Genomic DNA, 24,070 nt, shown 5'->3' on the forward strand with positions numbered 1-24,070 from the left:
AAAATAGTTCAAGCCAACAGATTTATTTTTTAAAAACAGCTTATTGCCTTTTATTTATATTAAACAATCTTGAAGAAATGTCAAAGTCATTTCAGCACTTTTAGGCCCGCGCCTACCGCTGGAGAAAATTGGGCTTTAATCTCTTTTAAAACCGGCTCCAGATCCGGAGCATAACTAACCCGGGCAAACGGATTGCCTAATTCAACTGGCATGCCAAGCTCTTTTTGAAAATAATCTTTAATCCCAGGAGGCAAAGCTCCGCCGCCGCAAAGAATTGCTTTTTTAACTTCTCGTCTGGTTTTATCAGTATAGCGGGAACTAAGTTTTTTAATCTCGCTAATAATAAAATCCAACAACGGAGTTAAAAGCCCGGGCAGATACTGCTGTTCAGCGGTAATTAAGATGCCGTAATTCTTTTTTATCTCTTCTGCTTTAATTGGAGAGATATTCATCCCTCGGGCTATGGCCAGAGTTAAATCATTGCCCGCCATATCAATATCATGGGTTAAGCGGACATCTTTTTCATCAACCATAGAGATGCTGGTGGCTCGGGAACCAATATCAATTATTGCTGTTGTTGTCGAGTCATTACCAATCAAGGCTCGAGCAGTAGAAACAGATTCCAGCTCTAAAGCTTTCAAGCGCAGCCCGGCTAATTCCGCAATCCGATAATATTTATTGACTACATCTTGGGAAACCGCAATTAAAAGCACCTGGGCTCGGCCGGATAAAGAACTGGGCAAGGGATTCAAAACCTGCCAATCCAAGACCACCTCGCTTAAAGGAATCGGAACGTACTGTCGGGCCTCGTAAGGAATTACCTGATTAAACTCTTTTTCAGACACATTGGGCAGATCCATCACTGTCACAAAAGAAGAAAATGCCGGTAAAGAAAAAACTGCCTCTTTTACTGTCGGCCCCATTTTAACCAAAAGCTCTTTTAAAAGCGAGGCAGTCATCTCGTCAACAATTTTCAAGCCGCTGGTTTGAATCGCCGCGTTTTCCCTTTCCAGGTGGCCGAAATTCTCCAAAATCCCATAATTCTTAAGAGAAAGAACGCTGTCGCTTTTGTTCAGCTCAACCACCTTAATTGTAGTTGTGCCGATATCAATGCCAAGAACTGATGAATAGGGAATTAAGTAGCCTTTTAATTTTTCCCAGATAGATTTAAAATTTATTGATAGCATATCTTATTATAACGAATCTTTACTAATTTTAAAGTTCTGATGCTGGAATTTTTCTTCCCCAGTCAATGCTTTAACTGCGGCATTGCCAAAAATCGACAGACTAATCCGATCGGATTTTTCTGTTTTGCTTGTCAAGGCAAAATCAAGATTAACCGCTGGCTGTTTTGTCCTGTTTGCAACAAAAAAATTCCCCTTGGCCGGCAGTCTTGCCCAAGCCACTCCTCCCCCTTAACTTGCTTGGGGATAATGGGCTTTTATGCTGATCCGATTTTAAAGCAAGCAATCTGGAAATACAAATATGAGTTTATTGAAGAACTGGGTTTGCCTTTGGCTAACCTGCTTTTTGAATATTTCCAGCAGAGTTTTGCCCCAAAACTTAAGCCGGGCAAAAAAACCTGGCTGATTAGTTTTATCCCCTTAGCTAAAAAACGGGAGCGGTGGCGCGGTTTTAATCAGGCAGAGTTCTTAGCGGGAAATTTAAGCCAAAAAACCGGATTGGATTTAAAGAAAACTTTGGTTAGAGCCAAATTCAAAAAGCCGCAGATGAGGCTAAAAAATAAAGCTGAAAGATTGGCCAACATCCAAAATTGTTTTCGCATAATTAATCCGGAAGCAATTAAAAACAAGAACATTATTTTAGTTGATGACATCTCTGCTTCTGGAGCTACCTTGCAGGAAGCGGCTAAGATTCTTAAACAAGGCAAAGCGAAAAGAGTTTTCGGGTTGGTCTTGGCAAGAAACAGCTAATTCCTGTATGATTAAATAAGAGCTATGTCAAGAAAAACAGCTTATTTAATTATTGACTCTTTTTCTTTTTGGTTGAGCTTTGCGGTTTTAGCTTTGTGGCGCTGGCAGATTTATCCCGGCAGCGAGCTTTTTGCAAAACATCTTTTGCCTTTTTTGCTTATTTTTGTTCTAACCATCTTTATTTTTTATTCAATGGGGCTTTATGAAAACTTAAGCAATAGCGATTGGCTGGTTTCAGGATCTATTGGCTTAATGGTTTCGTTTCTAACGGCGACAGCATTTTTTTACTTTTACTCCCGATTTAACCCAATGATTACCCCTCGAGGCAGCTTGGTCTTGTTTTGGCTAATCTTCTGCTTTTTCAGCTTCAACCTTAGGGCTTTGGTTGAATCTTTAGTTTACAAAAAGACCAAACAAATAATCGGCTTGATTAAAAATCCTAAAAACAGTTTAATAATTAACAGCCTAAACCAAGCCAGCCAGCTTTACCAGTTCTCAATTTTAGAGATCCCTGAAACATTTTTAGAAAACCAAAATTCTTTGGAAGAGATGACCAAAAACCAGAGTATTAAAACTATTATTGGTTTTTCTGAAGCTCTTAGTTTAAGCCAGTTAAAATCTTTGAGCAATCTTAATCTGGAATTTTACAGCTTGGGAGCATTCTTTGAACAAAAACTAAAAAAATTAAATTTAGAGATAGCGGAAAAAACTTGGCTCTTGAGCTCAATTAGAAAACAGCCGCTGATTAGAGAAATAACAGAAAGAGGATTGGCTTTGGCTCTAATCCTAATTGCCTTGCCTGTCTGGCTGGCAATTATTTTGCTGGGGAAAGTTTTTTCGCCCGGGCCGATTTTTTTTAAACAAAAACGAATCGGCAAAAACGGAAAAATTTTCCAGCTTTATAAATTCAGAACTATGGTTAAGGATGCCGAAAAAGCCGGGGCCCAATGGGCAAAAACAGATGATCCGAGAATCACTTCCTGGGGCAAGATTATCCGCCAAACTCATCTGGACGAACTGCCACAATTAATCAACATTTTCAAAGGCGAAATGAGCTTTATCGGTCCTCGGCCGGAAAGACCTGAATTTGTCAAAGAATTAGAAGAAAAAATCCAGTTTTATTCTTTAAGGCATTTAATCAAACCCGGCTTGACCGGTTGGGCCCAGATTAATTATCCTTATGGCGCCTCAATTGAAGATGCCAAAAATAAGCTTGAGTTTGATCTGTTTTATCTGAAAAACCGGTCCTTATTCTTGGACCTTAAAATCTTGATTAAAACTTTCAGGTTTTTGTTTATTAATCTGTCTCGGGCTTGAGCCAAAAAAAGATTTAACATTATCTTGGACAAAAAGCCAACCGGCAATTAAAATCACAACCAACTGGCGCAGACGCAAAAGCAAAACCAAGCTTAAAGCAGTAGAGTCGCTGATTCCCAAAGAAGCGCCGGCAAGAAAAGCGCCGACTTCGCCAAAGCCAATCCCGCCAAAAACCGGCACGCTGTTAAAAAAGTTAATGGCCAAATAAAACATCGCCACCATTAAAAAATCTGACCAGACTCCAAGAAAAAGCAAGACCAGCCAGATCTGGGCTAGCTCCCAAACAAATCCCAGAATTGAAACCAGAAAACTTTTAACTAAATAAGTTTTTGACTCTTTAAGGAAAAACGAAATGCCATAATCAAAAAGCTTGATGTCTTCAAGCGTTTTTTCATCGGTATAGCAAACCACTGGGTTAACTGAACAAATTTTTTTAACGATCATTTCAGAAAACCAACCGCGCTGGAAAAATTTTCTCAAGAGCAAAATTAAAAAAGCAATAAACAAAACCATACCCGAACCAAAGATAAGCAAAGAGTGGTGCTGAAAACCAACAAGAGCAACATAAGCAAGCAGGCCGGCGCCAAAGAAGATATTGACAAACAAAACCGCGAAATAATCAAAAAACACCGAAGCAAAAGCGGCCGGAGTGGAAACTTCGGTTTTTTTTAATCTAATGGCTTTATAAGTTTCTCCGGAAACCTCAAAAGACGGGAAAATCAAAGAGATTGCCGCGGACCGAAAAACTAAACCAAGCAAATTTGCCAAAGACTTTTTGTAGCCATAACCGCGTAAAATCAGCTGCCAGCGCCAAGCCGCTAATCCCAAAACTAAAAAAACAAAGCCGAAAATTGCCGCCAGATTAAGCCAAAAAACCGAACTGATAGCTTTAATTATCTGATTAAAATCAGCGTACCAAAAAAGCAGGATAAAAAGAGACAAACCTAAAACTGCCAGCAAAACAAAAACAATCCGGTTAAAAACCCGACTGGAAAACCAGGCTTGGATTTTCTTAATCAACAAAAATATTTTCCTTAACATAATCTAAAAATTCCGGCTGAGAATTCTGCTTAAGCCAATACCACCATTCGATCCCCCAAAAATAAATTCGTTTAATCCGGGTTTTCCGAGCATACTCAAGATAATCAACAAATCGGTTAAAATCAAGCTCGGCAAACTGGTCTTCCGAAGACGTCTCGACTATCGGTTTATCCAGCCACGGCTCAAGCTGAAACTCTGTTACCATTATATCTTTTTTGAAAAATAAATTAAAAGCTTTGGCTTTGGTTTGGTAAAAAAGCGGCGGCAAAGGATAGTCTAAGCCAATCCGGGTAAACGGCAAAGAAACAAAAAACCGACGATAAACTGAAAAACCGACAATATCTCCGTAAATAAAGGACCTTAACCAGCTGTCTAATTCCCCGCTTGAAGTTACCACGATTGGTTTTGATGAAATTGATTTAATCGCGGCTAATTCTTTTTTGTAAAAATCTTTATCATAAGCCGGACATTTCCCATAAGCTAAAAACGGCTCATTCTCCACCTGCCAAAACTCTAAGGCGGACGAGTCTTTATACCTTGCCCCAATCAAAGAGATTAATTCTAAAATTTGTTCCTGCTGATTTTGACGACTTAACCCCGCAGCCCAATCAGGATAATGGCATTCAGGCCAGCGAGGCACTTTTTCTCCTAAAATTAAAGTAATCTTTGCCTGCCTTCTTTCTGTTTCCTGAATCTGGAAATCAAGTTCGGAAAAATCATACTCGTCTTTTTGCTTCTCAATCCTGTCCCAGTAAGCAATAACTCTTAAATATTTTGGCTTCAAATCATCTAAAATTTCTAAATAAAGCTGATTCGGCTCAAAACCAAACTCCTCTGCTTGCTTATAAGAATAAACAATTCCCGGTTCAAGAATCACTGGCTGGGAATAGTAAAAGCCGAGAAAAAAACTCGGCAAACCAAACACCAGCCACATCAAAACCGAAACAATGCCGCTGAAAAACTCGATCATTGAAGATATTATACCACCTATTAAAATAGATTTTAAAATCTAATAAAGTCTCACTTCCTTAATTAAGAAAACTAAAATCTCTCCGGTTTTAAACAGGAGAGATTTTAGGGATTAACTGCCAGCCCGGCTTAATTAGCTTGTTCTCTGGCCAGCATAATTTTCTTTTTCCAGTAAACCCGTCTGCCCAGCTGAAATCCAGAAAGCGACAAGGCGCCGGCAATTCCAGTAATCAAAGCAGTGATTGCGCTGACATCAGCGCCGGTATCAACTGCTGCGGCACCCAAAACCTGGCCTTGCTTGACCACCCAAACATTGGCAGTGTCAGAAACCTGGGAGGCGTTATTGCCAGAACCATAACCAGTATTAACTAACTGGGTCAAGCTCTGGGTGAAAAAAGCATTTGGTTCCAGTCTGGCCCGAAACTTAACTGTTTTAGTCTGGTTGGGTAAAAGATTGCCCAAATAAATCCCAGCTGAGGAAATAATTCCGTCTGGCGCCGCCACTCCATCTATGGTGGTGCTACCAGAAATATAAACTAAACCCGCGGGCAAACTGTCGCGCAGATAAACATTCTCAGCCGAGCTGGCGCCATAAGCAGTAATTGCCAGAGAAAATTCCACTTCCCGGCCCGGAATCATATAAAGGTTTTCATAATAATTAATTGAAGTGGTAATTGCCGGATCTCGGGCCAATTTACTGATAGACAAAGTTACTGGCACAGATTCTTGAATCACATAAGCAGTCACCGAATCAGACGCTGAACCATAACTATTTGAGCAAGTAATTGTATAAACATAGGTACCGACGCCAACATTATTTCTTGACTCTGAACCAGACAAACCCTTTGAACCAAACCAGGCATTGCCAGCAGAACAAATATTAGCATTAGTGCTGGTCCAGGATAAAGTGTAATAAGCCGGAGCGGTCAAAGTAATCGCGCCATCCTGACCGTTAATCTTTAAATCAACAGTCGGATAAACGATCTGGGAGCTAACATTAACAGTTACCGAATCAGTAGCAGAACCAACTGAATTGGAGCAAGTAATCGTGTAAGTATAACTGCCTTGAGAAACATTATTTCTTGACTCTGAACCGTTAATTGCTTTTGAACCAGACCAAGAGCCAGAAGCAGAACAAGTTTCAGCATTGGCGCTGGTCCAAGACAAAGTATAATCAGCTGGAGCGGTTAAGCTAACCGGACCATCAGAACCGTTAGCTTTAATATCAACTGTTGGAGGCTGAATTGATGGAGGAACATAAGAAAAAGCAATGAAAAAATCATTAAAATCTAAATCTCCGGACCATTCAGGAGAATCGCCCCAACACTGCCAAGAAATCACTGGTTCGCCTTCTAGGTTATTATTCACCCAGTTTACTTGATTGGAAACATCTATAATCGCATAATAACCGCCATTGCCATTAGGCAAACCGCTGCCGCATCGATTACCAGACTTGAGATCGTCCCAACCAACTACTGGACCGTCAACATCTTCAATATAAATCCCAACTTGATCGCCTTGATAAACATCTAAACCAGTATCAATAATCTTTTTGTCTCCAGAAAGAGAAAGGGTTTTGATGTTAACCCCGTCTCGGGTTAATTTAATGGTTGTGCCAAATCCTGCGCCATAAGTGCTATAAAACAAACGCAGTTCTCCGGCTTTGGGCATTGGGCCAAAAGCCGAGCCATTGGCATGATAGGAATAACCTAGAGCAGATAGCGGAACAACCAATAAACCCAGCACAATCCCAGAGAGAACAAACAAGCTGATTTTAGAGTTGAAAAGCTGTTTGATTTTTTGATAAATTTTTTTCATTTTTATAAGTCAATAATAACTTATTATACCATATTTTAACTACCCGGTCAAGAAGGTATAGGGGGCTTAAATTCTCGTTCCGGAGAATCGGAAAAACCGATAAGCAGTTATCGGTTTTTCCACCTATCGCCGATGCAACCTTTGGTTACATAACGGCGATTTCCTCGCCTACGCTCGGAATCGGAAAAACCGATAAGCAGTTATCGGTTTTTCCACCAACTGGTTTGCATCCAATAAACATTAGCTCCATGAGGAGGATAATTTTGGGCGCTGCCATCAAACGGTACATACCGACCAACGTCTTTTTGAGCATTATAGTACCAGTTTCCCCAATTATCTTTGCCCATAATTTCTTGCTTGGCATAAGCATTGGCCTTTTCGCTCAAAGTATTAACCCGATTTCTAATCTCTTCCATCCGTTCAGCCCCATGACCAAGAAAATTATTGATTTTAGCTAATTCCTGACAACGTTCTTTATTTTGCTTGAAATCAGATTCTTTATTGCAAAGGGCTTTTTCCTGGTTCTGATAAGCTCTTTTAGTTTGGAAATATTCTGCTTTCCACTGTAGCCTCAACTCCCTTTCTCTTTGTTTATTCAATTTCTCCGCCCTTTTTAAAGCAATTGCCTCTTCAACTGTTTTTCCGCCCTTTTTGGCCTCGACAGAAAACGGCACCAAGCTAAAAGCTGTCAAGATAAAAAAAGCGATTAAAATCTGTTTAGTTTTCATAAGGTCTTTATAATTTAATTTCTTTAATAATAGCATAAAAACATTCCTGCGTCAATAGAGGTGGCGCAGTTTTACTCCAAGCTAAAGTTTTAAATGATAATTCCTTTTATAAATGACTAATCACTTGCCTGCTGATGGCTTGTCCTGTTTAGCAATGACTTCATTTCCTAACTGGCGGAGGGTACAGGACTCGAACCTGTAAGGGCTTTCGCCCACGGCTTTTCGAGAGCCGCGCAATTGCCAATTCTGCCAACCCTCCAAAGTTTAACTTAATTTTAATTCTGTTCTTATTCTACCAATTTCTTTTTCAACTTGCTCGGGAATATAAATCGGTCTTAAATGCTGGCTGGGAAAATTAAACTCTGTTTTTGAAAAAACAATTCCTTGGGCTGGCTGACGCAGATAAGAGTCCAAAACTTTAGTTTTAACCTTGAAAACGCAGGACTTAAAATGCTTAACCGGATAAAACGGGTCAGCTAAAATTACCTTGTTATCCTCTTTGCCAAAAACAGAGACAACATGAGTGCCAGCGTCAAAATCCTGATATTGGCCGTCAAGCAAAACTTTAGGCCCTGACCCGGAATAATCAACTCCCTTATTTTCAAACAACTGCTCTAAAGTAAAGCGATTATTAACTGATAAAATAATCCCTGCTTTTTTATTGCCCATTTGTTCAAACAGCCATTCAACTGAAGGAAAATCAACCAAAGCTTGCCCTTTTAAATCAAAAAGTTTTAAAAAAGCAATCGCCGCATGATAATAAGCTTCGCTGGTTTTAGTAATCACTCGCCAGCCCTGATCATAAGGCGCTGACTGGTTAGTTTTGCCTTCAAAATGGAACGGCAGCATCAGTTGGTAAAAATCAGCCACTTTAAACTGGGTTTTTTCATTATCATTGCCAAAAACCCTTTTCTCCAAAACAAAGTTAATGCCCGTTGCTAAAGCGCTGGCCAAGCAAAGCTTAGCTCCAAGAGAATGGCCAGAAGCGGCTTTTAAAATATTCAGGGAATCCGGGCGCGGCACGGAAAAAAACTCGTCCAAAACCTGATGAGTTGATTCAGCTGACTGTAGCTGACTGATACAAAAATTTTCCAAGCTTTCTTCTAGGGCTAAATCCATCTGACAATTTTATTTTTTCTAAGCTTTGATTGTCCTTCTGTTTTAACAGCTCATTATCACACTAAGCCCCGAGCGAGGCGACTAATTCAATGTGGTGGACCTACGGGGAGTCGAACCCCGGACTCATCCATGCCATGGATGCGTGTTACCACTATACCATAGGCCCGTTGCCAAGAAATTCTTGGTCAATCACCTGAATGCCTGCCATTATATCATTGTAAACTTCAGCTGAAAAGTACTCTGTTTTACAAGTGCCTTTGTAGTTGTTTTTTCTTGAAGAGATATTTTTTGTTCTCGGATCTTTTTGGGTTTTGTAAAACTGGGTTTTGGGAATTTTAGTCAGCCGGCCCCAAAACAGCTCCAGCTTTTTCGCGCTTTGGTCAGCCCGGCAAAAAATTGTCACCCTAAATTTGGTTTTGTCTATCTGATAAGACTGGTTTAAGAGCTTTAAAAATAAACTAATTATCTTCGGATTAGAACTGCTTAACATCAAGGAGCTGCGCCGGCTCAAACTGCCTTGGGAAAAATAAAGAACTATCAAAGCCAGCTTAGCAACCTGATTGTTTCTTAACAGAGCTTTGGAGAATAAGTTGTTTCTAAAAAGCGAGTTTAGATATTCCTGGCGCCTTTTTTTATTTGCCTCAAGCGCGGCCAACCGGTTCTGGCTGGCAATCTGCTTGATTTTCCGATAATATTCCTTGGGCAAAGCAATGCCTTGGCACCAATAAGATAAAGTGCTTTTAGGGATTTCTTTTTTGAGTATCTGGCAGATCTCGGTATAAGTTTTGCCTTGGCGCCGCAGCTTAACCACCTGCTTTTTTAGTTCAGCTTGGACCATTTAATTTTATTGTAATCTTGAAGTTGTCAATGTTCAAGTTGTCAGTTCAGTTAAAAAATAAGCGGTTTTAAGCTATAATAAACTTGCCCCCCGTAGTTTAATGGATAAAACAGGTCCGTCCTAAGGACAAGCTGGGAGTTCGATTCTTCCCGGGGGGACTATGTTAATTAAATCTCCAATTCCCAATTTCTAATTTCCAAATAAATTCAAAATTACTGAAATTCAAAAAATATTTTTAAATTTTAGATTCTAAATTAATCTTGGGGCAGTAAAAAACGGCTCTGCGAGCCGCCTGAATTTTATTCTACCGCTTTAAAAGTTTTTTCGCTTTGGGATGTTTTGAGACAATTTTAAAAATATTCTCTGAAACTTTTTCCGGTTTTTGTTCACCATCAACAATATAAATATGTTTGGGAAATTTTTTTGCCAGCCATTGATAAGTCTGCCAAACTTGCTTTTTTTGCTTTTCTTTTTCAAAAAGCTGGAGCTCAAATCTTTCTTGGCTGATTCTTTTAAAACATTCCTTGGGAGAAACTTTTAACAAAATCGTAATATCCGGCAGAAAACAATATCGGTGCAGGCCTAACAGCCAATTTTTGTCAACATTAATAGAACCAAAGGCAACTGTTGACCATAAATACCGGTCAGAGATTAAAATGCTGCTATTTTTTAAGATTGGCGCAATTTCTCTGTCTAAATGATGTATCCGGTCAGCAACAAAAAGCAACTGAAGGCCTGCTGGAGACAATTGGTGAATCCCGGTTAGCGCTCCTCTGATTAAGCCGCCAATAATATTATCAGTTGGTTCTTTAGTGATAAAAACTTTTTTAACGGATTTTTTAAACAGCTCTCTTAGCAAATTAGCTTGGGTGGTTGCTCCGGAACCATCTAAACCCTCGATGTCAATAAACAACCCGGGATAGGGGTTGGACTTTAAAAGAATCTCTGCTTTTTTCTTTGCCATTTTGCCTCAATTGCTTCAATTATTCGATAGAACAGCCTGTCAAATGACCGGGTTAATTTTTGAGATTTTCCGCCAGAGGCGGATTCGCCTTTGGCGAAGATTTTTGATTTAATCTATAATCTCAATTCCCATGCTTCTGGCAGTGCCGGCAATGATTTTTTTTGCTTGGTCCAGATCTCTGGCATTCAAGTCTTCCATTTTTTTCTCGGCAATTTCGGCCAACTGCTTTTGGCTGATTTTGCCAACTTTTTTCTTGTTCGGCACGCCCGAACCCTTTTCCGCGCCAACTGCTTTTCTTAACAGATCCGAAGCCGGCGGAGTTTTCATAATAAAATCAAAGCTCCGGTCTTCATAGATTGTAATCACCACCGGGACAATCTCATTGCCACGATCTTGGGTGGCGGCATTGAATTTATTGACAAAATCGCCAATATTAACCCCGTGCTGGCCCAGAGCCGGACCCAAAGGCGGCGCCGGCGTCGCTTTGCCGGCCGGAATCTGAAGTTTAAGTTTTGTTTTAACCTGCTTCATAGATTTATTCAGTGATTAGTTATCTGTAATCAGTTATCTGTTTTCGATAAATACTTTATATAACCATAAATTCTTTTCATCAGCACAGTATACTGTTCGACTATTATAGCAATTTCTTCTTTCTTGACAAAGCCCTTTTCCCAACAGCAACTCAAATTTCCTTTTGTTTCTTCGGCTTCAGCTATGGCAATATTTCTAAGGATATGTGTTTTATTTTTTATGCTCCGCTTTGAGTATGCTTCAGCTATATTATTAGCGACTGCCGATGACGATCTTCTCAGTTGATCAACGCTTCTATATTTTTCATCTTTGGGAAATCCTTGTGTTATTTTATAAACTTCTATTTCTAGATTCTTTGCTAATTGATAAATCTCTAAATTTTCTAATCCTATAGGCATTATTACCACTTACTGATCACTGATCACTAATTACTAATTACTGATTACTGATTACTGATTACTAATTACTAATCACAGCTTCTTAATTTGTAAAAAATCCAGCTCGACCGGAGTTTCCCGGCCAAACATAGAGACCATCACCTTAACCTTGCCTTTTTCTTTATCTACCTCGCTTAATTTGCCTTCTTGGTCTTTAAACGGGCCATCAACAACCCTGACTAGGTCTCCGGGTTCGGCATCCATAACAAACTCTGGTTCGCCGGCTTCAATCTGCTTCAAGATATTGTCCATCTCGGCTTTATCAACCGGGATCGGGGTAATGCCCGAACCAACAAAGCCGGTTACCTGGGGCGTGTTTCTAACCACATACCAAGAATCGTCGGTGACAATCATTTCCACAAACACATAGCCGGGGTAAAGCTTTTCCTCAACAATGTTTTTTTTGCCCGCCTTGATTTTGACCTTTTCAACCTTTGGCACCAAAACATTAAAAATCTTGTCCCCCATATTAAAAGAAGCGATTCTCTGCTCCAGGTTTCTGGCCACGGCGTCTTCATAGCCGGAATAGGTATGAATCACATACCAGTTTTTTTCTTGGGGAAGCTGCTGTTTCGCCATAATGACTACTAATTTACTAATCTATACAAATATACTAATTCCTATTGACTGATAAAAATTTCTGATTCGTATATTCGTTTATTTGCGAGGATTCGTTATTCGTTGAGTTGGTTAACTTATCTTATAATAATCTGTTCAACTAATTGAAGGAAGCCGAAATCAAACAAGCCAAGAAAAGCGGCAACAATTCCGGAAAAGATAATAATAATAATCACATACCTGATAGTTTCTTGCTTGGTTGGCCAGGAAACTTTTTTAATCTCGGTTCTGGTTTCCTGAAGATAATTTTTAATTGAGTGAAAAAATCTCATATTCTTTTAATTATAATCATTATTTCCCAAAATTTGTATATTTGTAATTATTCGTACTTTCGTAATCTTGGGGTTTATAAAAAGGCCTCACGGCCTTATTAAAAATATACCAAAAATCTAACTATTGTCAAATGATACTTTAACCAAAAAGGGGTGACCAACTAAAAATTCCAGAAAATGCCAAGATCTGGGAAGAATCCCCAAACCCCAAGGAGACTAAGCAACTCTACTTAGGTAGAACCACCGGGGTCATAAAAGTTAAGGATCTTGGCAGAATAGGGTGGAATCACGTTATCGAAGTTACTGTGGACCTATAACCAAAACCCCTGACATTAAGTCAGGGGTTTTATTCATAATTCATAATTCCTTATTCCCTATTTAATCTTATGGTTTTCCTGATACCTTTTCATTGAGGCCAAAATCTCTTTTTGGGCTGAATCAGAGTTTTCCCAATCCTTAACCTCAACTTTTTTGCCTTGAAGCTCTTTGTAAACTTTAAAGTAGTGCTTAATCTCTTCCAATAAATGGGGGTTGAGCTCCTTCACTTCGTTCAAAGTTCTGATTTTTTGCCAGCGAGGATTATGTTCTTGAACAGCTAAAACTTTGTGGTCCCAACGTCCCGAATCAATCATATTTAACAAGCCAATCGGCCGGGCTTCAACCAAACAGCCGGGCACAACCGGTTCACTGCCCAAAACCAAAATATCCAAAGGATCGCCGTCTTGAGATAAAGTCTGGGGGATAAAACCATAATCAATCGGGCAGAAAACCGAAGAATACAAAGCCCGGTCTAAACGCAGCACCCCGAGCTTTTTATCCAGCTCATACTTGTTATTGCTGCCGCGAGGAATCTCAATCAAAGCATTAACTATTTCGGGCGCTTTTTCTCCAGCAGTGATTTTTTCAAAATCCTGAAACATGTTAAAAATTTATATTGGCTGGTTATAATATCAAAGATGTTTTTCAAAATCAATCTCTGATCAGTTGTTTGTTATTAGTTAGTGATTGTCAGCCAACATTAGACATCTATTTCTTTAACGAAACTGGCTTGAGACTGAATAAACTTTTTCCTTGGCAAAACTTCGCTGCCCATCAAAGAATCAAAAAGCTTATCTGCCTCAATCGCGTCTTCAATCGTGACTTTTTTAATCATTCGTTTTTCCGGATCCATGGTGGTTTCCCAAAGCTGCTCCGGATTCATCTCTCCTAAACCCTTGTAGCGCTGGATCGAGATGCCTTTGACCACTTCTCCTTCTGTTTCTATTTCTTGAATTTCCTCTGTCCCTGGTCTTTGAATCTCATCTTTAGCTTTTGATTTTTGGCTTTGTAATTCCTTAATAATCTTATCCCTTTCTTCATCGGAATAAGCGTATTCAACCAGCCTGCCTTTTTGCAAGCGGTATAAAGGCGGCTGGGCAATGTATAGATAACCGTTTTCAATCACCGGTTGGAAATAGCGGAAAAATAAAGTTAAAAGTAAAGTCTTAATATGGGCGCCGTCAACATCGGCATCGGTCATAATCACAACTTTGTGATAGCGAAGCTTGGACAGATTAAATTCTTGGGCAATAGCAGTGCCCAAAGCAACAATTAAAGATTTTATCTCTTCATTAGTCAGCATTTTTTCCATTCTGACTTTTTCCACATTAAGCGGCTTGCCGCGCAAAGGCAGAATCGCCTGGATTCTTCTGTCCCGGCCCTCCTTGGCCGAACCCCCAGCTGACTGTCCTTCAACAATAAACAACTCTGATTCTTCAGGATTTTTTGATTGACAATCAGCTAACTTGCCCGGCAAAGAAGCGCCCTCTAAAACCCCCTTTCTCAAAACCGACTCTTTGGCGGCTTTGGCAGCCAATCTGGCTCTGGCGGCTAAACCGGCTTTTTCAATAATTGCCTTGGCATCATCGCGATTTTTCTCTAAAAACTCTTTTAAGGCCGGACCGATAACTGCCTCAACCGCAGACCGAGCTTCGGGATTGCCTAATTTGGCTTTAGTCTGGCCTTCAAACTGCGGCTCTCTTAATTTAACCGAGATAATTGCCATCAAGCCCTCCCGGACATCGTCGCCGGTGAATCCATTTTCGCCGTTCAGTTTTTCTGCTTTGGCGTAATCATTAATCGCCCGGGTCAAGGCAGCCCGAAACCCGGTCAGATGCATCCCGCCTTCTCCGGTCCGGATATTGTTGGCAAAAGAAACTTCTAAAGACTGGACGTCATTAACATAGCCAAGCGCAACCTCAATCTCCATTGAATCAATCTCTTTTTCTACATAAAAAATATTCTCATGAAGCAGCTTCTGGCTGCCAATTAAATAGCGAAGCAAAGAAACAATCCCGCCTTCAAAATAAAAACTGTATTTTTCCGGCGACGCTTCCGGACTCCTCTCGTCAGTAAGATTAATCCTGGTTCCGGACTGAAGATAAGCCTGCTCCCGCAAATGATCAATCACTTTTTTAAAATCAAACTTTATCTCCGGAAACACTTCTGGATCCGGCTCAAAAACCACGGTCGTGCCGGTTTGGTTGCATCTGCCGGTTTTTTTGACTCCGGCTTTGGGCTTACCCCGCTGATATTCTTGGGTCCAAAGAAAATTATCCCGACAAACCTCGACTTTCAAATATTTTGATAAAGCATTAACCACAGAAACGCCCACTCCGTGCAAGCCTCCGGAGATTTTATAAGATTCGCCGCCGAACTTGCCGCCGGCATGCAAAGTGCACATCACGGTTTCCAAAGTTGATTTTTTAGTCTGGGGGTGTTTTTCCACCGGAATGCCCCGGCCATCGTCTTTAACAAAAACCTGATTCTCTGGCAAAAGCCGAATCTCAACATTATGAGCATAGCCAGCGAGCGCTTCGTCAAGTGAATTATGCACCATCACCGGGGCAAAACCACCGATAAAGTTTTCACTCCCGGGAATCGAAAGGTCATAAACCCAAGGGCGCTGATAACTGATTTCTTTGATTTTAACGACTCTAAGAACTCCTAAATCGGAATAAACGAATCTTTCCGCCGGGGACAAAAGAATAATTTTGTTTTGCTTTAATAATTGAAAAACTTTAGTTGTCGAGATGCCGCCTTGCCCACTACTAAATGCCCAGTGAGTCGGGCCGTCAAGACATTCTTGGGCAACTTCCTGATAGGGGAAATTATTAATATAAGAAGCGCTGGTCTGCCAGTAAAAATCAATCCTTTTTGAATAGAGTCGGCGGTTAAAATCTGCTCTTCTTGTTCTGCTCTTATAATTAAGCTCAATGCTCTCCTTTCTTACTTTATTAATTTCTGTAATTGAAAATGTCTTCCCCAAAGAAAATAAAAGATAGCTCAAGCCATCAATTAATTCCTGACTTGCTGAAGCAGCGGAAAATTTGGCCTTGTCATTGTCGTTGGGCCCGATATTATTGATTAAACACCGGGTGAATTTTTTTGAAGGATAGCCATCGCCGGCCAGATAAGCAATCAAATATCTTGCTCTTAGCTCCGGGCCCAGATTAAAGATTAACCAGGGAACATCTTTTTTGTGGCTGTTATCGCCGGTCTTAAATACTTTGCTGAAAACAAGGCTTATCAGCAAGGAATCTATCTGTAAAGTTACGGCGCTTTCATGGGCATAATGCGACTTTGCCTTATAGCTAAAAACTTTTTTAATTAACTCAATAGTATAATTAATTAACTCTGTTTCGTGGGCGCCAAAACTAAAAACAATCCGGTTTGTCTTGCCGCTAATATTTGTCCCTTCAGCGGCATAAATTCCAAGAAGCTCAATTAAATCTTTATTAACCGGAATAACCGGTTTTATCTTAAAAGCATCGTTTCTTTTGTCGCCCAAAAAACAACCGCTGAATTTGATTTGCTCCTCTCTGGATAAAGAACGGACAAAATTAAACGGCAAGTAATCATATCGCTTAAAGTCATAGAGAATATTTGACCAGCTCCGATTGGTTGATTTATTTTCAAGACTATTTTCTTGGCAGAATTTTTTTATTAATGGCTTGAACTCATTAGTCAAAATCTTTTTAACTCCATAGAGAAAAATTGACCCGGTTTCCGAAGCAGACAGTTTTAGCAATTCTTGAAAAAGGTTAATCTCGGTTAAATATTTTTCCGGTTCAATAAAATTCTTTGGCACAACAACATAATCCCCTTTCCCCAAATCAGCTCCTTTGATTGGAACAACCGCTCCGTTTTTTAGGGTAAAAAGCGAATGATAAGGAGTAATCTGAACTTTGCGATTATTTTGCAGGGTAATTTCATAGATTTTGCTATTAACTCGGTGACGGATTAAACTAGAGACGGGCCGCCAAGAAAGTTTTAGGCTTAGAGGGTCAAAGCTTAAAGCTTTAATATTAAAACCAGACCTCAAAGTTTCCATTGTCCCGCCCCTGTTTACTGCTTTGGGATTTTTCTCTATTGCTGAATCAATAATTTCTCCGATCTTTTTCAAAACTACCCGACCGCCTTCTTCAATCAATACCGGTGTTTCGTAAGTCAAACTATTGTCCACGACCTCCCAGATTAAGTGATGCAGGCCGTCAATTCCGGTTGAGCCAATATACATTCCCGGCCTTTTCCTGACCGGTTCCAGCCCCTCTAAAACATAAATGTCTTTGGCAGTATATGAGCCGGATTTTGGTTCTGATTTTGTTTTTTTTGTTAGTTTTTTTGCCATAATAATTATTTCAATTCAGCTTTAAATCTGTCTTTTAATTGTTTGATAATCTTCTTTTCCGATTTCTCCGCTTCCTCGCTGATTAAGGTCCGCTTTTCTGATTGGTAAACCACTCGGAAAGAAACTGATTTTTTATTATCAGGCAAATTATAAATGCCTAAAAATTTAATTTTTTTAACCAGCTTATCAATATTTGCCAAAGAGTCCAGAATTTCCTGCCAGTTGATTTGTTGGTTTAAAACCACGGTTAGGTCGCGGGTTATCGCCGGATAAGCCGGCAAGAATTGATATTTTGGCGGAACAATAAATCCTCTTTCTCCAACCAACTGGCTAAAGTCAAACTCAAATAAAACAATTTGCCTGTTGCCCAAACCCAGTTCGCGGCAAAGCCCGATTTTTAATTGGCCCAGATAACCGATTGGCTTGGCTTTTAATTTAACCATTAAACTTTTCCCGGATTCAAGAAATTCTATCTCTTTATTTTGGCTAAAGTTAAATCCGGTCTGTCCAGAAATCTCCAGCAGCTGTTCAGTTATGCCTTTAGCCAACAAAAACAAGTCCGGCTCTTTATTCCCGGCCAAAGCGCCCGCAAGCATTTTCGGCTGTTTGGGCAGATTGTCCTGGCCGTCAAATTCGCCCTGGCCGGGTTGAAAAACTCTGGTTAATTCAAAAATTTTAAACTGGTCAAAAAACCTTAAATTAGTTTCAATATTTTTTATCAAATTGGGAATTAAGCTCGGCTGGAGAAACCGGGTTTCTTCAGTTGGCGGATGGGCCAGTTCTAACAAGCGATTTTTAAAGCCCAATCGGTTTAAGATCTTCTCCTCTGCCCAAGGATAATTAAACACCTCGGTCATGCCGCAAGCCAAAGATAAGTAATTTTTAATTTTGCTCTCCAGATCAAACTCTAACTGATATTTAGCTTTTTCCAGATCAACCCTTTCAGTTTTTCCCTGAAGGTTATCATAACCATAGATTCTTGCCGCCTCTTCAATAATATCCTCTGAAGCAGAGATGTCGCCGGTCGAACGCCACCAAGGGACACTAACCTCAAGCTCTTGGTTTTTTAATCGCTTTACTCCAAAACCAAGTTTTTTCAGGGGCTGATCAATCTCTTGCTGGCGAAACTCCTGGCCGATTTTTTTCCCGATAAATGTATAGCTGGTTTTAATAATGTTAGGCTTGAAAACAAAAAAGTCTTTGCCGCTAATCTCAATAATTTTAGCTTGAGGCTGAAGCTGTTTGATTAATTCTAATGCCCGCTTCAAGCCTAATTCAGCCAAATAAGGATGAAGCCCTTTTTCAAATCTGATTGAGCTTTCAGTTTTTAAATCTAAAATTTGGGAGCCGCGCCTGATAACCATCGGATTAAAGTTGGCGCTCTCAAGGATAATTGATTGGGTTTGCCCGGTCACGCCGGTCTCTTCTCCGCCCATAATTCCAGCCAGAGCCACCGGTTTTCCCCTATTGGCAATCACTAATATATTTTTGTCGAGATCTCTCCCAACTCCATCAAGAGTTAAAATCTTTTCCCGGGATTTTGCCAAGCGGACAATAATCTCTGCTTGATTTTGGTTTTTGGATTTTGAAGCTTGTTTGTTATTTGGATTTGCTAATTTAGAATTTGCGCTTTTGATTTTTTCAAAATCAAAAGCATGGAGCGGCTGGCCCAGCTCAATCAAAACATAGTTGGTAATATCAACCAAATTATTAATCGGCCGAATTCCAACCGCAGCCAGCTCTTTTTTCAGCCAGGCCGGCGATTGGGCGATTTTAATATTCTCGATCTTAGCTGCCAGATAGCGGGGGCAAGCAGTTTTGTTAGCAATTGATATTTTTAAATCCGGCTTTTCCGGTTTTCTAAAGCCATCGAGCTTTAAACCAAGCAGTTTTAGTTTCAAACCAAAGATCGCGGCCAACTCCCTGGCCGCGCCATAATGAGACCAAAGATCAGGCCGATTAGTCAGGGATTTATTATCAATCTCAAAAACAAAATCATCTAAACCGACTACTCCTTGGGCTTTACCTTTAACCGGATAAGCCCTTTCCACCTCAACCGTGGCGCTGGTTAATCTTAACTTAACTTCCTCTGGCGCAATTGTTGAGGGAAAATTCAAATATTTTTTTAAAAGATTAAGACTTAAAAGCATAATAGATGATTAAAGAGTTTTAATTTATAAAGAATTTCTCATTCGGATGCGCCTATTTGTTAAGGCCATTCGGATACTCAAAATTGGTTTAAAAATCTCAGGTCTGCGGAGTGCATCAGCCGAATGTCATTAATTCCATATCTCATCATTGCCAATCGGTCCAGACCAATATTAATATAAAAACCCTGCCATTTATCCGGATCAATCTTGCCGGCGCGCAAAACATTCGGATGGGGCAAGCCGCCAGGCATCATCTCTACCCAACCGTCCCATTTACAAACTGAACAGCCTTTGCCTTTACAATTAAGGCATTTCATATCAATCTCAAAGCCGGGCTCAACAAACGGGAAAAAACCCGGCCGCATTCTTATCTCAACCTGCTTGCCAAAAACCCGCTCTAAAATCGTTTCCACCAGAATCTTGCCGCCGGCTAAAGAAATATCTTGATTTACAATCAGGGCTTCGTACTGGTAAAAACAGCGCTCGTGCCCGGCATCAGTGGCTTCGTTTCGAAAAGCCCGGCCCGGATAAACAAACCGAAACGGCGGTCGGTGAGTTTGCATATACCGAACGCTTAAACCGGTTAAATGCGGCCTTAAACAGAGTTTTTTCAATCCCTTTTCCTGAATTGCCTGTTTTAGCCAATAAGTATCCATTGATTCTCGGGCCGGATGATCAGGGGGAAAATTCATATAGTCAAACTCATAACCTTCGCTGGAAATCTCCGGGCCCTGATAAATCTCAAAGCCTAAAAACTTAAACGCGTCATTAAGTTCATTTTTTACTTGAGTAACCGGATGGAGCCTGCCAATTTCCGGTTTGATTCCGGGCAAACTAAGATCAAACTGAAGTTTTGAGCTTAATCCTTGGTTAAAGACAAGTGATTTCTCTAAATATTGTCTTTCCAGCTCTTTTTTTAACTGATTTGCTTTTGGCCCCAAAATCTTTCTCTGTTTTAAGGGTCTGTTAGCCAAACTTCGCAAAAACAAAGATAACTCGGATTTTCTGCTTAAAAATTTAACCTTCCAAGACTGCAAACTATTTTGGTCTTTGATTTTATCCAGCTCTCTTTCTGCTTGCTTTTTAAGGTTGTCTAAGTTCATTATTAAGTTTCTTAAAATTGCTTATTTATTTTGCAGCTCCTGATTCTTATTTTAACATTAAAACAGCAATTAAAAAAGCGCCTGAACAGGCGCTTTTTTAAAAATAAACTCGCCTGTTCAATAACAGTTTGAAAAATTAAAGCTAAAGAAAAATAAGCTCATCTTATTAATTTAATTATAAAGCCAGACTAAAAATTGTCAACTCGGATTGTATTGGATTTGTCGAAGAGTTATGGAGACGGGATTTGACTATAGATAATTCGCCTGGCGGCGAATTATCGCGGTTCGGCCTCACGACGTTCGCCTTACTGCGCCAACTCGCGCTTCGCCCCGGCTTCTAAAGCCTAACAAAACAAATAAATTTGCTTTGTCACTTTTAAGATGTTGCGGGGGCAGGATTTGAACCTGCAATCTCCTGGTTATGAGCCAGGCGAGATACCATTTCTCTACCCCGCTGTTTGAAAAGTATATAAAAAATAATCCAAAAGAGCAAGCCCCGTAAAAACGGGGCCGAATTTTTATTCGGCAGGCCCCGGCAACGAAAAAAGAACGTCCAAGGGCCTGCTTACAAGGAGGAATAAACAAGTATAATACAAAATAAAAACACCTTAAAGATTGTCAATCTCAACCGCAATAACTCCATCTTTTTCAAGCGCCACCCCTTTAGTCAACTTGCCGGTGGTAGTAAAAATTTTAAAGCCCAGGTTGGTTAATTCATCTATTTTTTCTTGATACCCGGAATTAACCCAGTAAAAATATGTTTGAGCCGAAATAATTCCGTTTTCCCCTTCTCTTGACCAAGACTTAATTGGACTGGAGCTGATGCCGTTAGCGGTTTTATTAAAAAGCTTGTATGGTTTCAGGTCCAGCTCTGCCGAGTTGGGATTATACATCTTAACAAAATCAGCATCGGCATTGCCCTCTAAACCAAACTGGACTTCAATTATCTGAACCGACATTAACTCTGTTGGCGCCGGAGAAGGAGTTGGGGCGATAGACAAAATGGGCGTTGGACTCGGCAATGGCGAGGGCGACAAGATTGGCATTGGGCTTGGAGACAGAATTAAAGACGGGCTAGGCAAAATGCTCGGGGAAGGAACTAAAATCGGACTTGGATTCATTGCCGCAGGAGAAGAAGAGGGATGAACAGAGTAGATATTGGGCTGAATAAAGCCGTTGTTTTGAAAAGAATTTTGCGGAGTTGGAAAAGAAACAGAAAAATCGTTTTGATTATTATTGGTGTCTGTTTCAGAGATTCGACTAACGCTTAAATCCTTCCCTGGTGCCAAACAGCTGATTGACTCATAATCAAACGCTTGGCCGCAACCCAGTAAATCCACCAGCCGCGCTTCTGAATCAAACAAGTAAATCGCATTATTTTCTGCCAAAGAATAGCCAGCGCTAGACCAAACTAAATCAGCGCTCAACCCGGCCGCAACATCAGGATGAGAGATTAGAAAATATCCTCGACTCGGAATCGCTCCGGAAAATTTTTGAGAAAAAACCAAAACCGAATCTGCGCCGGATTCGGTTCTTTTTCTTAATTCCCAGCCAGTTAAATCAACAGAAAAATCATTCGGATTATAAAGCTCAACAAATTCATACTTAGAATTGTCTTTGCGACCAAACAGAACTTCAGAGATTAAAACCTTAACAAAAGGCGCTTGAGTTTTTTCTTCTGGATCAGCTGGTTCAAAAGAATATGGCGCCAAGCTCGGCAGGACCAAGATTGAATCTGATGAAGCCGGCTGATTCTGATTGAAAACAATATCTGAATTAGCTTGGCTATCAACTTGAGGCAGAATTTTGGCTAAAAGGCCTTGAGACCGGACTGGGCTGGAATTAGCTTCATTCACAGGATTGGCAACAGCGGTTTCTGAAGGTAAAGTTTTTTCAAGTTTAACCGGCGAATTTAACAACTCTCTAAAATTCGGGCTAAAAACAACCAAGCTAACAAAACTTAAAACCATTAAAGCTCCGGCAACAACAAAAGTGATATTGCCAAATCCAAAAAGGTGTTTGCCGATGAATAATTGCTTCATGCAAATAAACAAATGCGCGGATTATCTCTATAAAATCTATAGAAACTCATAATAATTTATTGCCGTTCGTTTATTCGTAAATTCGCAATAAGTTCGTTATTCACCGCTTCAGATTACAAAATTGATTATTTTGTCTTTGACAAAGATTGTTTTTTTGATTTTTCTTTTGTCAAGCCATTTAGCCGCCTTGTCCGAAGCTAAAGCTTTTTTGATTACTTCAGCTTGAGTTGAACTTGCCGGCACGGTCAGGGTGTCGCGGAGCTTGCCGTTAACCTGAACCGCATAAACTATTTTTTCTGCTTTAACCAAATCCCGGCTGTATTTGGGCCAAGCCTGCAGCTCTATTCTGACTCGAGAAAACTTAGACCAAACTTCAGAGCTTAGGTACGGAGCAAACGGATACAAAAGCAAAATAAAAGTTTTTAGATAAGTCTCGGTTGATTTTTTAGAGAGCTCGTTTTTGTTGCTTGTTAAAGAATTCAAAAACTCCATCAAGCCGGCAATTGCGGTGTTGAACTGCATTGCCTCTATGTCTTCGGTCACCTTTTTGATTGTTTGATGCAACAGCTGTTTAACTGATTTTTCAGTTTTTTTGTTTATTGCTTTGGCTGATTTGTTTTGTTGCCGCTTGCTCATCTCTTCAGCTAACAGCCAAACCCGGCTTAAAAACCGATAAACTCCGATGATGCCGTTAGTATCCCAGGGCTTAGGCATCTCTAACGGGCCCATAAACATCTCGTACATTCTCAAAGAATCAGCACCGTACTTTTCTATTACTTCATCAGGATTAACTACATTGCCTCTTGATTTAGACATTTTTTCATTGTCAGGGCCAAGAATTAAACCCTGATTCAGCAATTTGACAAACGGCTCTTTATTTGGCACTAAACCTAAATCATATAAAAACTTATGCCAAAACCGGGCATAGATTAAATGCCTGGCTGCATGTTCAATCCCGCCAACATAAAAATCAACTCCGCCGCTTTTTTGATGAGCAACCGGGTTAAACCAATACTTTAAGATTTTCCAGTCCCAAAATTTTTTCGCGTTTTTAGCTTTTAAGTTAAGCTGTTTTTTACCCAAGGCAAAAGCCAAATAATACCAGCATGACCCAGCCCAACCGGGCATAGTATTAGTTTCTCTGTTCGCCGAACCGCCGCACTTCGGACATTTAGTTTGAACCCAAGAATCAATATTGGCCAAAGGCGACTCACCGGTGCCGGTTGGCTCATAATATTTCACTTCAGGCAAAGTCAGAGGCAAGTCTTTTTCAGATAACGCCACCCAGCCTGGGTTCATAATTTCTCCTTTTGAAAATCCTTTATTCTTTATTCTTAATTCTTTATTCTTAATTCTTGCCGCACAGTGTTCGCAGAATACAAGCGGTATCGGCTCCCCCCAATATCTTTGCCGGTCAAAAACCCAATCTTCTAATTTATAATAAACCGCTTTTTTTGCGCCAATAAAATTAGCAATCTTGGCCGAAGCTTTTTCCGCGGAAACTCGATCAAACGGTCCGG

General features: G+C 40.2%; 20 protein-coding genes, 4 tRNA genes and 1 pseudogene. 3 read left to right on the forward strand and 22 right to left on the reverse strand.

Annotation, left to right across the window (positions count from 1 at the left end):
- Nucleotides 1–86: 86 nt before the first annotated feature.
- The gene (gene pilM / locus AB1721_02720; protein MEW5805611.1) at nt 87–1,187 is read right to left on the reverse strand and encodes a type IV pilus assembly protein PilM; all 1,101 of its coding nucleotides are present in this window, start codon (nt 1,185–1,187) and stop codon (nt 87–89) included.
- Nucleotides 1,188–1,226: 39 nt separating this feature from the next.
- Between pilM and AB1721_02725 the strand changes: the two genes are divergently transcribed.
- Nucleotides 1,227–1,934 carry a phosphoribosyltransferase family protein gene (locus AB1721_02725; protein MEW5805612.1) on the forward strand — a complete coding sequence of 236 codons (708 nt, stop codon included), beginning with the start codon at nt 1,227–1,229 and terminating at the stop codon, nt 1,932–1,934.
- Between the two features lie 24 nt (nt 1,935–1,958).
- The gene (locus AB1721_02730; protein MEW5805613.1) at nt 1,959–3,251 is read left to right on the forward strand and encodes an exopolysaccharide biosynthesis polyprenyl glycosylphosphotransferase; all 1,293 of its coding nucleotides are present in this window, start codon (nt 1,959–1,961) and stop codon (nt 3,249–3,251) included.
- Here AB1721_02730 and AB1721_02735 read toward each other — a convergent pair.
- The 8 genes from AB1721_02735 to AB1721_02770 form a co-directional block, all read right to left on the reverse strand.
- Nucleotides 3,183–4,292 carry a lysylphosphatidylglycerol synthase transmembrane domain-containing protein gene (locus AB1721_02735; protein ID MEW5805614.1) on the reverse strand — a complete coding sequence of 370 codons (1,110 nt, stop codon included), beginning with the start codon at nt 4,290–4,292 and terminating at the stop codon, nt 3,183–3,185. The two genes, AB1721_02730 and AB1721_02735, sit on opposite strands and share 69 nt — an antisense overlap.
- Complete coding sequence (locus AB1721_02740; protein ID MEW5805615.1) at nt 4,264–5,262, reverse strand: hypothetical protein; 999 nt, start codon at nt 5,260–5,262, stop codon at nt 4,264–4,266. Before AB1721_02740 ends, AB1721_02735 begins: the two co-directional genes overlap by 29 nt.
- 128 nt (nt 5,263–5,390) lie before the next feature.
- Entirely contained in the window at nt 5,391–7,079 is a 1,689-nt protein-coding gene (locus AB1721_02745; GenBank protein ID MEW5805616.1) for a hypothetical protein, read from the reverse strand.
- Between the two features lie 200 nt (nt 7,080–7,279).
- The gene (locus AB1721_02750) at nt 7,280–7,807 is read right to left on the reverse strand and encodes a hypothetical protein (GenBank protein ID MEW5805617.1); all 528 of its coding nucleotides are present in this window, start codon (nt 7,805–7,807) and stop codon (nt 7,280–7,282) included.
- A gap of 172 nt (nt 7,808–7,979) precedes the next feature.
- A tRNA-Ser gene (locus tag AB1721_02755) sits at nt 7,980–8,066 on the reverse strand.
- A 5-nt stretch (nt 8,067–8,071) separates the two neighbouring features.
- Nucleotides 8,072–8,926 carry a hypothetical protein gene (locus tag AB1721_02760; GenBank protein ID MEW5805618.1) on the reverse strand — a complete coding sequence of 285 codons (855 nt, stop codon included), beginning with the start codon at nt 8,924–8,926 and terminating at the stop codon, nt 8,072–8,074.
- Nucleotides 8,927–9,018: 92 nt separating this feature from the next.
- Nucleotides 9,019–9,092, reverse strand: a tRNA-Ala gene (locus AB1721_02765).
- Nucleotides 9,078–9,764 carry a hypothetical protein gene (locus AB1721_02770; GenBank protein MEW5805619.1) on the reverse strand — a complete coding sequence of 229 codons (687 nt, stop codon included), beginning with the start codon at nt 9,762–9,764 and terminating at the stop codon, nt 9,078–9,080. Before AB1721_02770 ends, AB1721_02765 begins: the two co-directional genes overlap by 15 nt.
- Before the next feature lie 86 nt (nt 9,765–9,850).
- Here AB1721_02770 and AB1721_02775 point away from each other — a divergent pair.
- Nucleotides 9,851–9,922: transfer RNA gene (locus tag AB1721_02775), tRNA-Arg, on the forward strand.
- Between the two features lie 146 nt (nt 9,923–10,068).
- On the opposite strand, the gene tmk is transcribed toward AB1721_02775, so the two are convergent.
- The 13 genes and pseudogenes from tmk to AB1721_02840 form a co-directional block, all read right to left on the reverse strand.
- Complete coding sequence (gene tmk, locus AB1721_02780; protein MEW5805620.1) at nt 10,069–10,728, reverse strand: dTMP kinase; 660 nt, start codon at nt 10,726–10,728, stop codon at nt 10,069–10,071.
- A 108-nt stretch (nt 10,729–10,836) separates the two neighbouring features.
- Nucleotides 10,837–11,259, reverse strand: a complete 423-nt coding sequence (gene rplK / locus AB1721_02785) for a 50S ribosomal protein L11 (protein ID MEW5805621.1) — start codon at nt 11,257–11,259, stop codon at nt 10,837–10,839.
- A 29-nt stretch (nt 11,260–11,288) separates the two neighbouring features.
- On the reverse strand, nt 11,289–11,657 hold the full coding sequence (locus AB1721_02790; GenBank protein MEW5805622.1) for a four helix bundle protein: 369 nt from the start codon (nt 11,655–11,657) through the stop codon (nt 11,289–11,291).
- Between the two features lie 72 nt (nt 11,658–11,729).
- Nucleotides 11,730–12,275 carry a transcription termination/antitermination protein NusG gene (gene nusG / locus AB1721_02795; protein ID MEW5805623.1) on the reverse strand — a complete coding sequence of 182 codons (546 nt, stop codon included), beginning with the start codon at nt 12,273–12,275 and terminating at the stop codon, nt 11,730–11,732.
- A 116-nt stretch (nt 12,276–12,391) separates the two neighbouring features.
- Entirely contained in the window at nt 12,392–12,586 is a 195-nt protein-coding gene (secE, locus tag AB1721_02800; protein MEW5805624.1) for a preprotein translocase subunit SecE, read from the reverse strand.
- A 374-nt stretch (nt 12,587–12,960) separates the two neighbouring features.
- Nucleotides 12,961–13,506 carry an inorganic diphosphatase gene (locus tag AB1721_02805; GenBank protein MEW5805625.1) on the reverse strand — a complete coding sequence of 182 codons (546 nt, stop codon included), beginning with the start codon at nt 13,504–13,506 and terminating at the stop codon, nt 12,961–12,963.
- Between the two features lie 98 nt (nt 13,507–13,604).
- Nucleotides 13,605–17,090: a DNA gyrase subunit B gene (locus AB1721_02810; GenBank protein MEW5805626.1), complete on the reverse strand. Its 3,486-nt coding sequence runs from the start codon at nt 17,088–17,090 to the stop codon at nt 13,605–13,607.
- Nucleotides 17,076–17,255, reverse strand: a pseudogene (locus AB1721_02815) (hypothetical protein). Before AB1721_02815 ends, AB1721_02810 begins: the two are co-directional and overlap by 15 nt.
- Nucleotides 17,256–17,260: 5 nt before the next feature.
- Nucleotides 17,261–19,405, reverse strand: coding sequence for a phenylalanine--tRNA ligase subunit beta (gene pheT, locus AB1721_02820; protein MEW5805627.1), 2,145 nt, complete (start codon nt 19,403–19,405; stop codon nt 17,261–17,263).
- A 77-nt stretch (nt 19,406–19,482) separates the two neighbouring features.
- Nucleotides 19,483–20,508, reverse strand: coding sequence for a phenylalanine--tRNA ligase subunit alpha (locus tag AB1721_02825; GenBank protein ID MEW5805628.1), 1,026 nt, complete (start codon nt 20,506–20,508; stop codon nt 19,483–19,485).
- Between the two features lie 384 nt (nt 20,509–20,892).
- Nucleotides 20,893–20,964, reverse strand: a tRNA-Met gene (locus tag AB1721_02830).
- A gap of 152 nt (nt 20,965–21,116) precedes the next feature.
- Entirely contained in the window at nt 21,117–22,550 is a 1,434-nt protein-coding gene (locus AB1721_02835) for a lamin tail domain-containing protein (protein ID MEW5805629.1), read from the reverse strand.
- Nucleotides 22,551–22,658: 108 nt separating this feature from the next.
- A partial coding sequence (locus AB1721_02840; protein ID MEW5805630.1) for a class I tRNA ligase family protein occupies nt 22,659–24,070 on the reverse strand: 1,412 nt, incomplete at its 5' end.

The organism is Patescibacteria group bacterium (assembly GCA_040753135.1).
GTDB lineage: Bacteria > Patescibacteriota > Minisyncoccia > UBA6257 > Brennerbacteraceae > JBFMGR01.

What these genes read in the sequence shown, in the direction of transcription:
- AB1721_02790 (MEW5805622.1), bottom strand. Translation starts at nt 11,657, where the DNA reads ATGCCTATAGGATTAGAAAATTTAGAGATTTATCAATTAGCAAAGAAT.
- AB1721_02770 (MEW5805619.1), bottom strand. Translation starts at nt 9,764, where the DNA reads ATGGTCCAAGCTGAACTAAAAAAGCAGGTGGTTAAGCTGCGGCGCCAA.
- AB1721_02740 (MEW5805615.1), bottom strand. Translation starts at nt 5,262, where the DNA reads ATGATCGAGTTTTTCAGCGGCATTGTTTCGGTTTTGATGTGGCTGGTG.
- AB1721_02735 (MEW5805614.1), bottom strand. Translation starts at nt 4,292, where the DNA reads ATGTTAAGGAAAATATTTTTGTTGATTAAGAAAATCCAAGCCTGGTTT.
- AB1721_02760 (MEW5805618.1), bottom strand. Translation starts at nt 8,926, where the DNA reads ATGGATTTAGCCCTAGAAGAAAGCTTGGAAAATTTTTGTATCAGTCAG.
- AB1721_02745 (MEW5805616.1), bottom strand. Translation starts at nt 7,079, where the DNA reads ATGAAAAAAATTTATCAAAAAATCAAACAGCTTTTCAACTCTAAAATC.
- AB1721_02835 (MEW5805629.1), bottom strand. Translation starts at nt 22,550, where the DNA reads ATGAAGCAATTATTCATCGGCAAACACCTTTTTGGATTTGGCAATATC.
- AB1721_02725 (MEW5805612.1), top strand. Translation starts at nt 1,227, where the DNA reads ATGCTGGAATTTTTCTTCCCCAGTCAATGCTTTAACTGCGGCATTGCC.
- secE (MEW5805624.1), bottom strand. Translation starts at nt 12,586, where the DNA reads ATGAGATTTTTTCACTCAATTAAAAATTATCTTCAGGAAACCAGAACC.
- pilM (MEW5805611.1), bottom strand. Translation starts at nt 1,187, where the DNA reads ATGCTATCAATAAATTTTAAATCTATCTGGGAAAAATTAAAAGGCTAC.
- AB1721_02750 (MEW5805617.1), bottom strand. Translation starts at nt 7,807, where the DNA reads ATGAAAACTAAACAGATTTTAATCGCTTTTTTTATCTTGACAGCTTTT.
- nusG (MEW5805623.1), bottom strand. Translation starts at nt 12,275, where the DNA reads ATGGCGAAACAGCAGCTTCCCCAAGAAAAAAACTGGTATGTGATTCAT.
- AB1721_02825 (MEW5805628.1), bottom strand. Translation starts at nt 20,508, where the DNA reads ATGAACTTAGACAACCTTAAAAAGCAAGCAGAAAGAGAGCTGGATAAA.
- AB1721_02805 (MEW5805625.1), bottom strand. Translation starts at nt 13,506, where the DNA reads ATGTTTCAGGATTTTGAAAAAATCACTGCTGGAGAAAAAGCGCCCGAA.
- pheT (MEW5805627.1), bottom strand. Translation starts at nt 19,405, where the DNA reads ATGCTTTTAAGTCTTAATCTTTTAAAAAAATATTTGAATTTTCCCTCA.
- AB1721_02730 (MEW5805613.1), top strand. Translation starts at nt 1,959, where the DNA reads ATGTCAAGAAAAACAGCTTATTTAATTATTGACTCTTTTTCTTTTTGG.
- rplK (MEW5805621.1), bottom strand. Translation starts at nt 11,259, where the DNA reads ATGAAGCAGGTTAAAACAAAACTTAAACTTCAGATTCCGGCCGGCAAA.
- tmk (MEW5805620.1), bottom strand. Translation starts at nt 10,728, where the DNA reads ATGGCAAAGAAAAAAGCAGAGATTCTTTTAAAGTCCAACCCCTATCCC.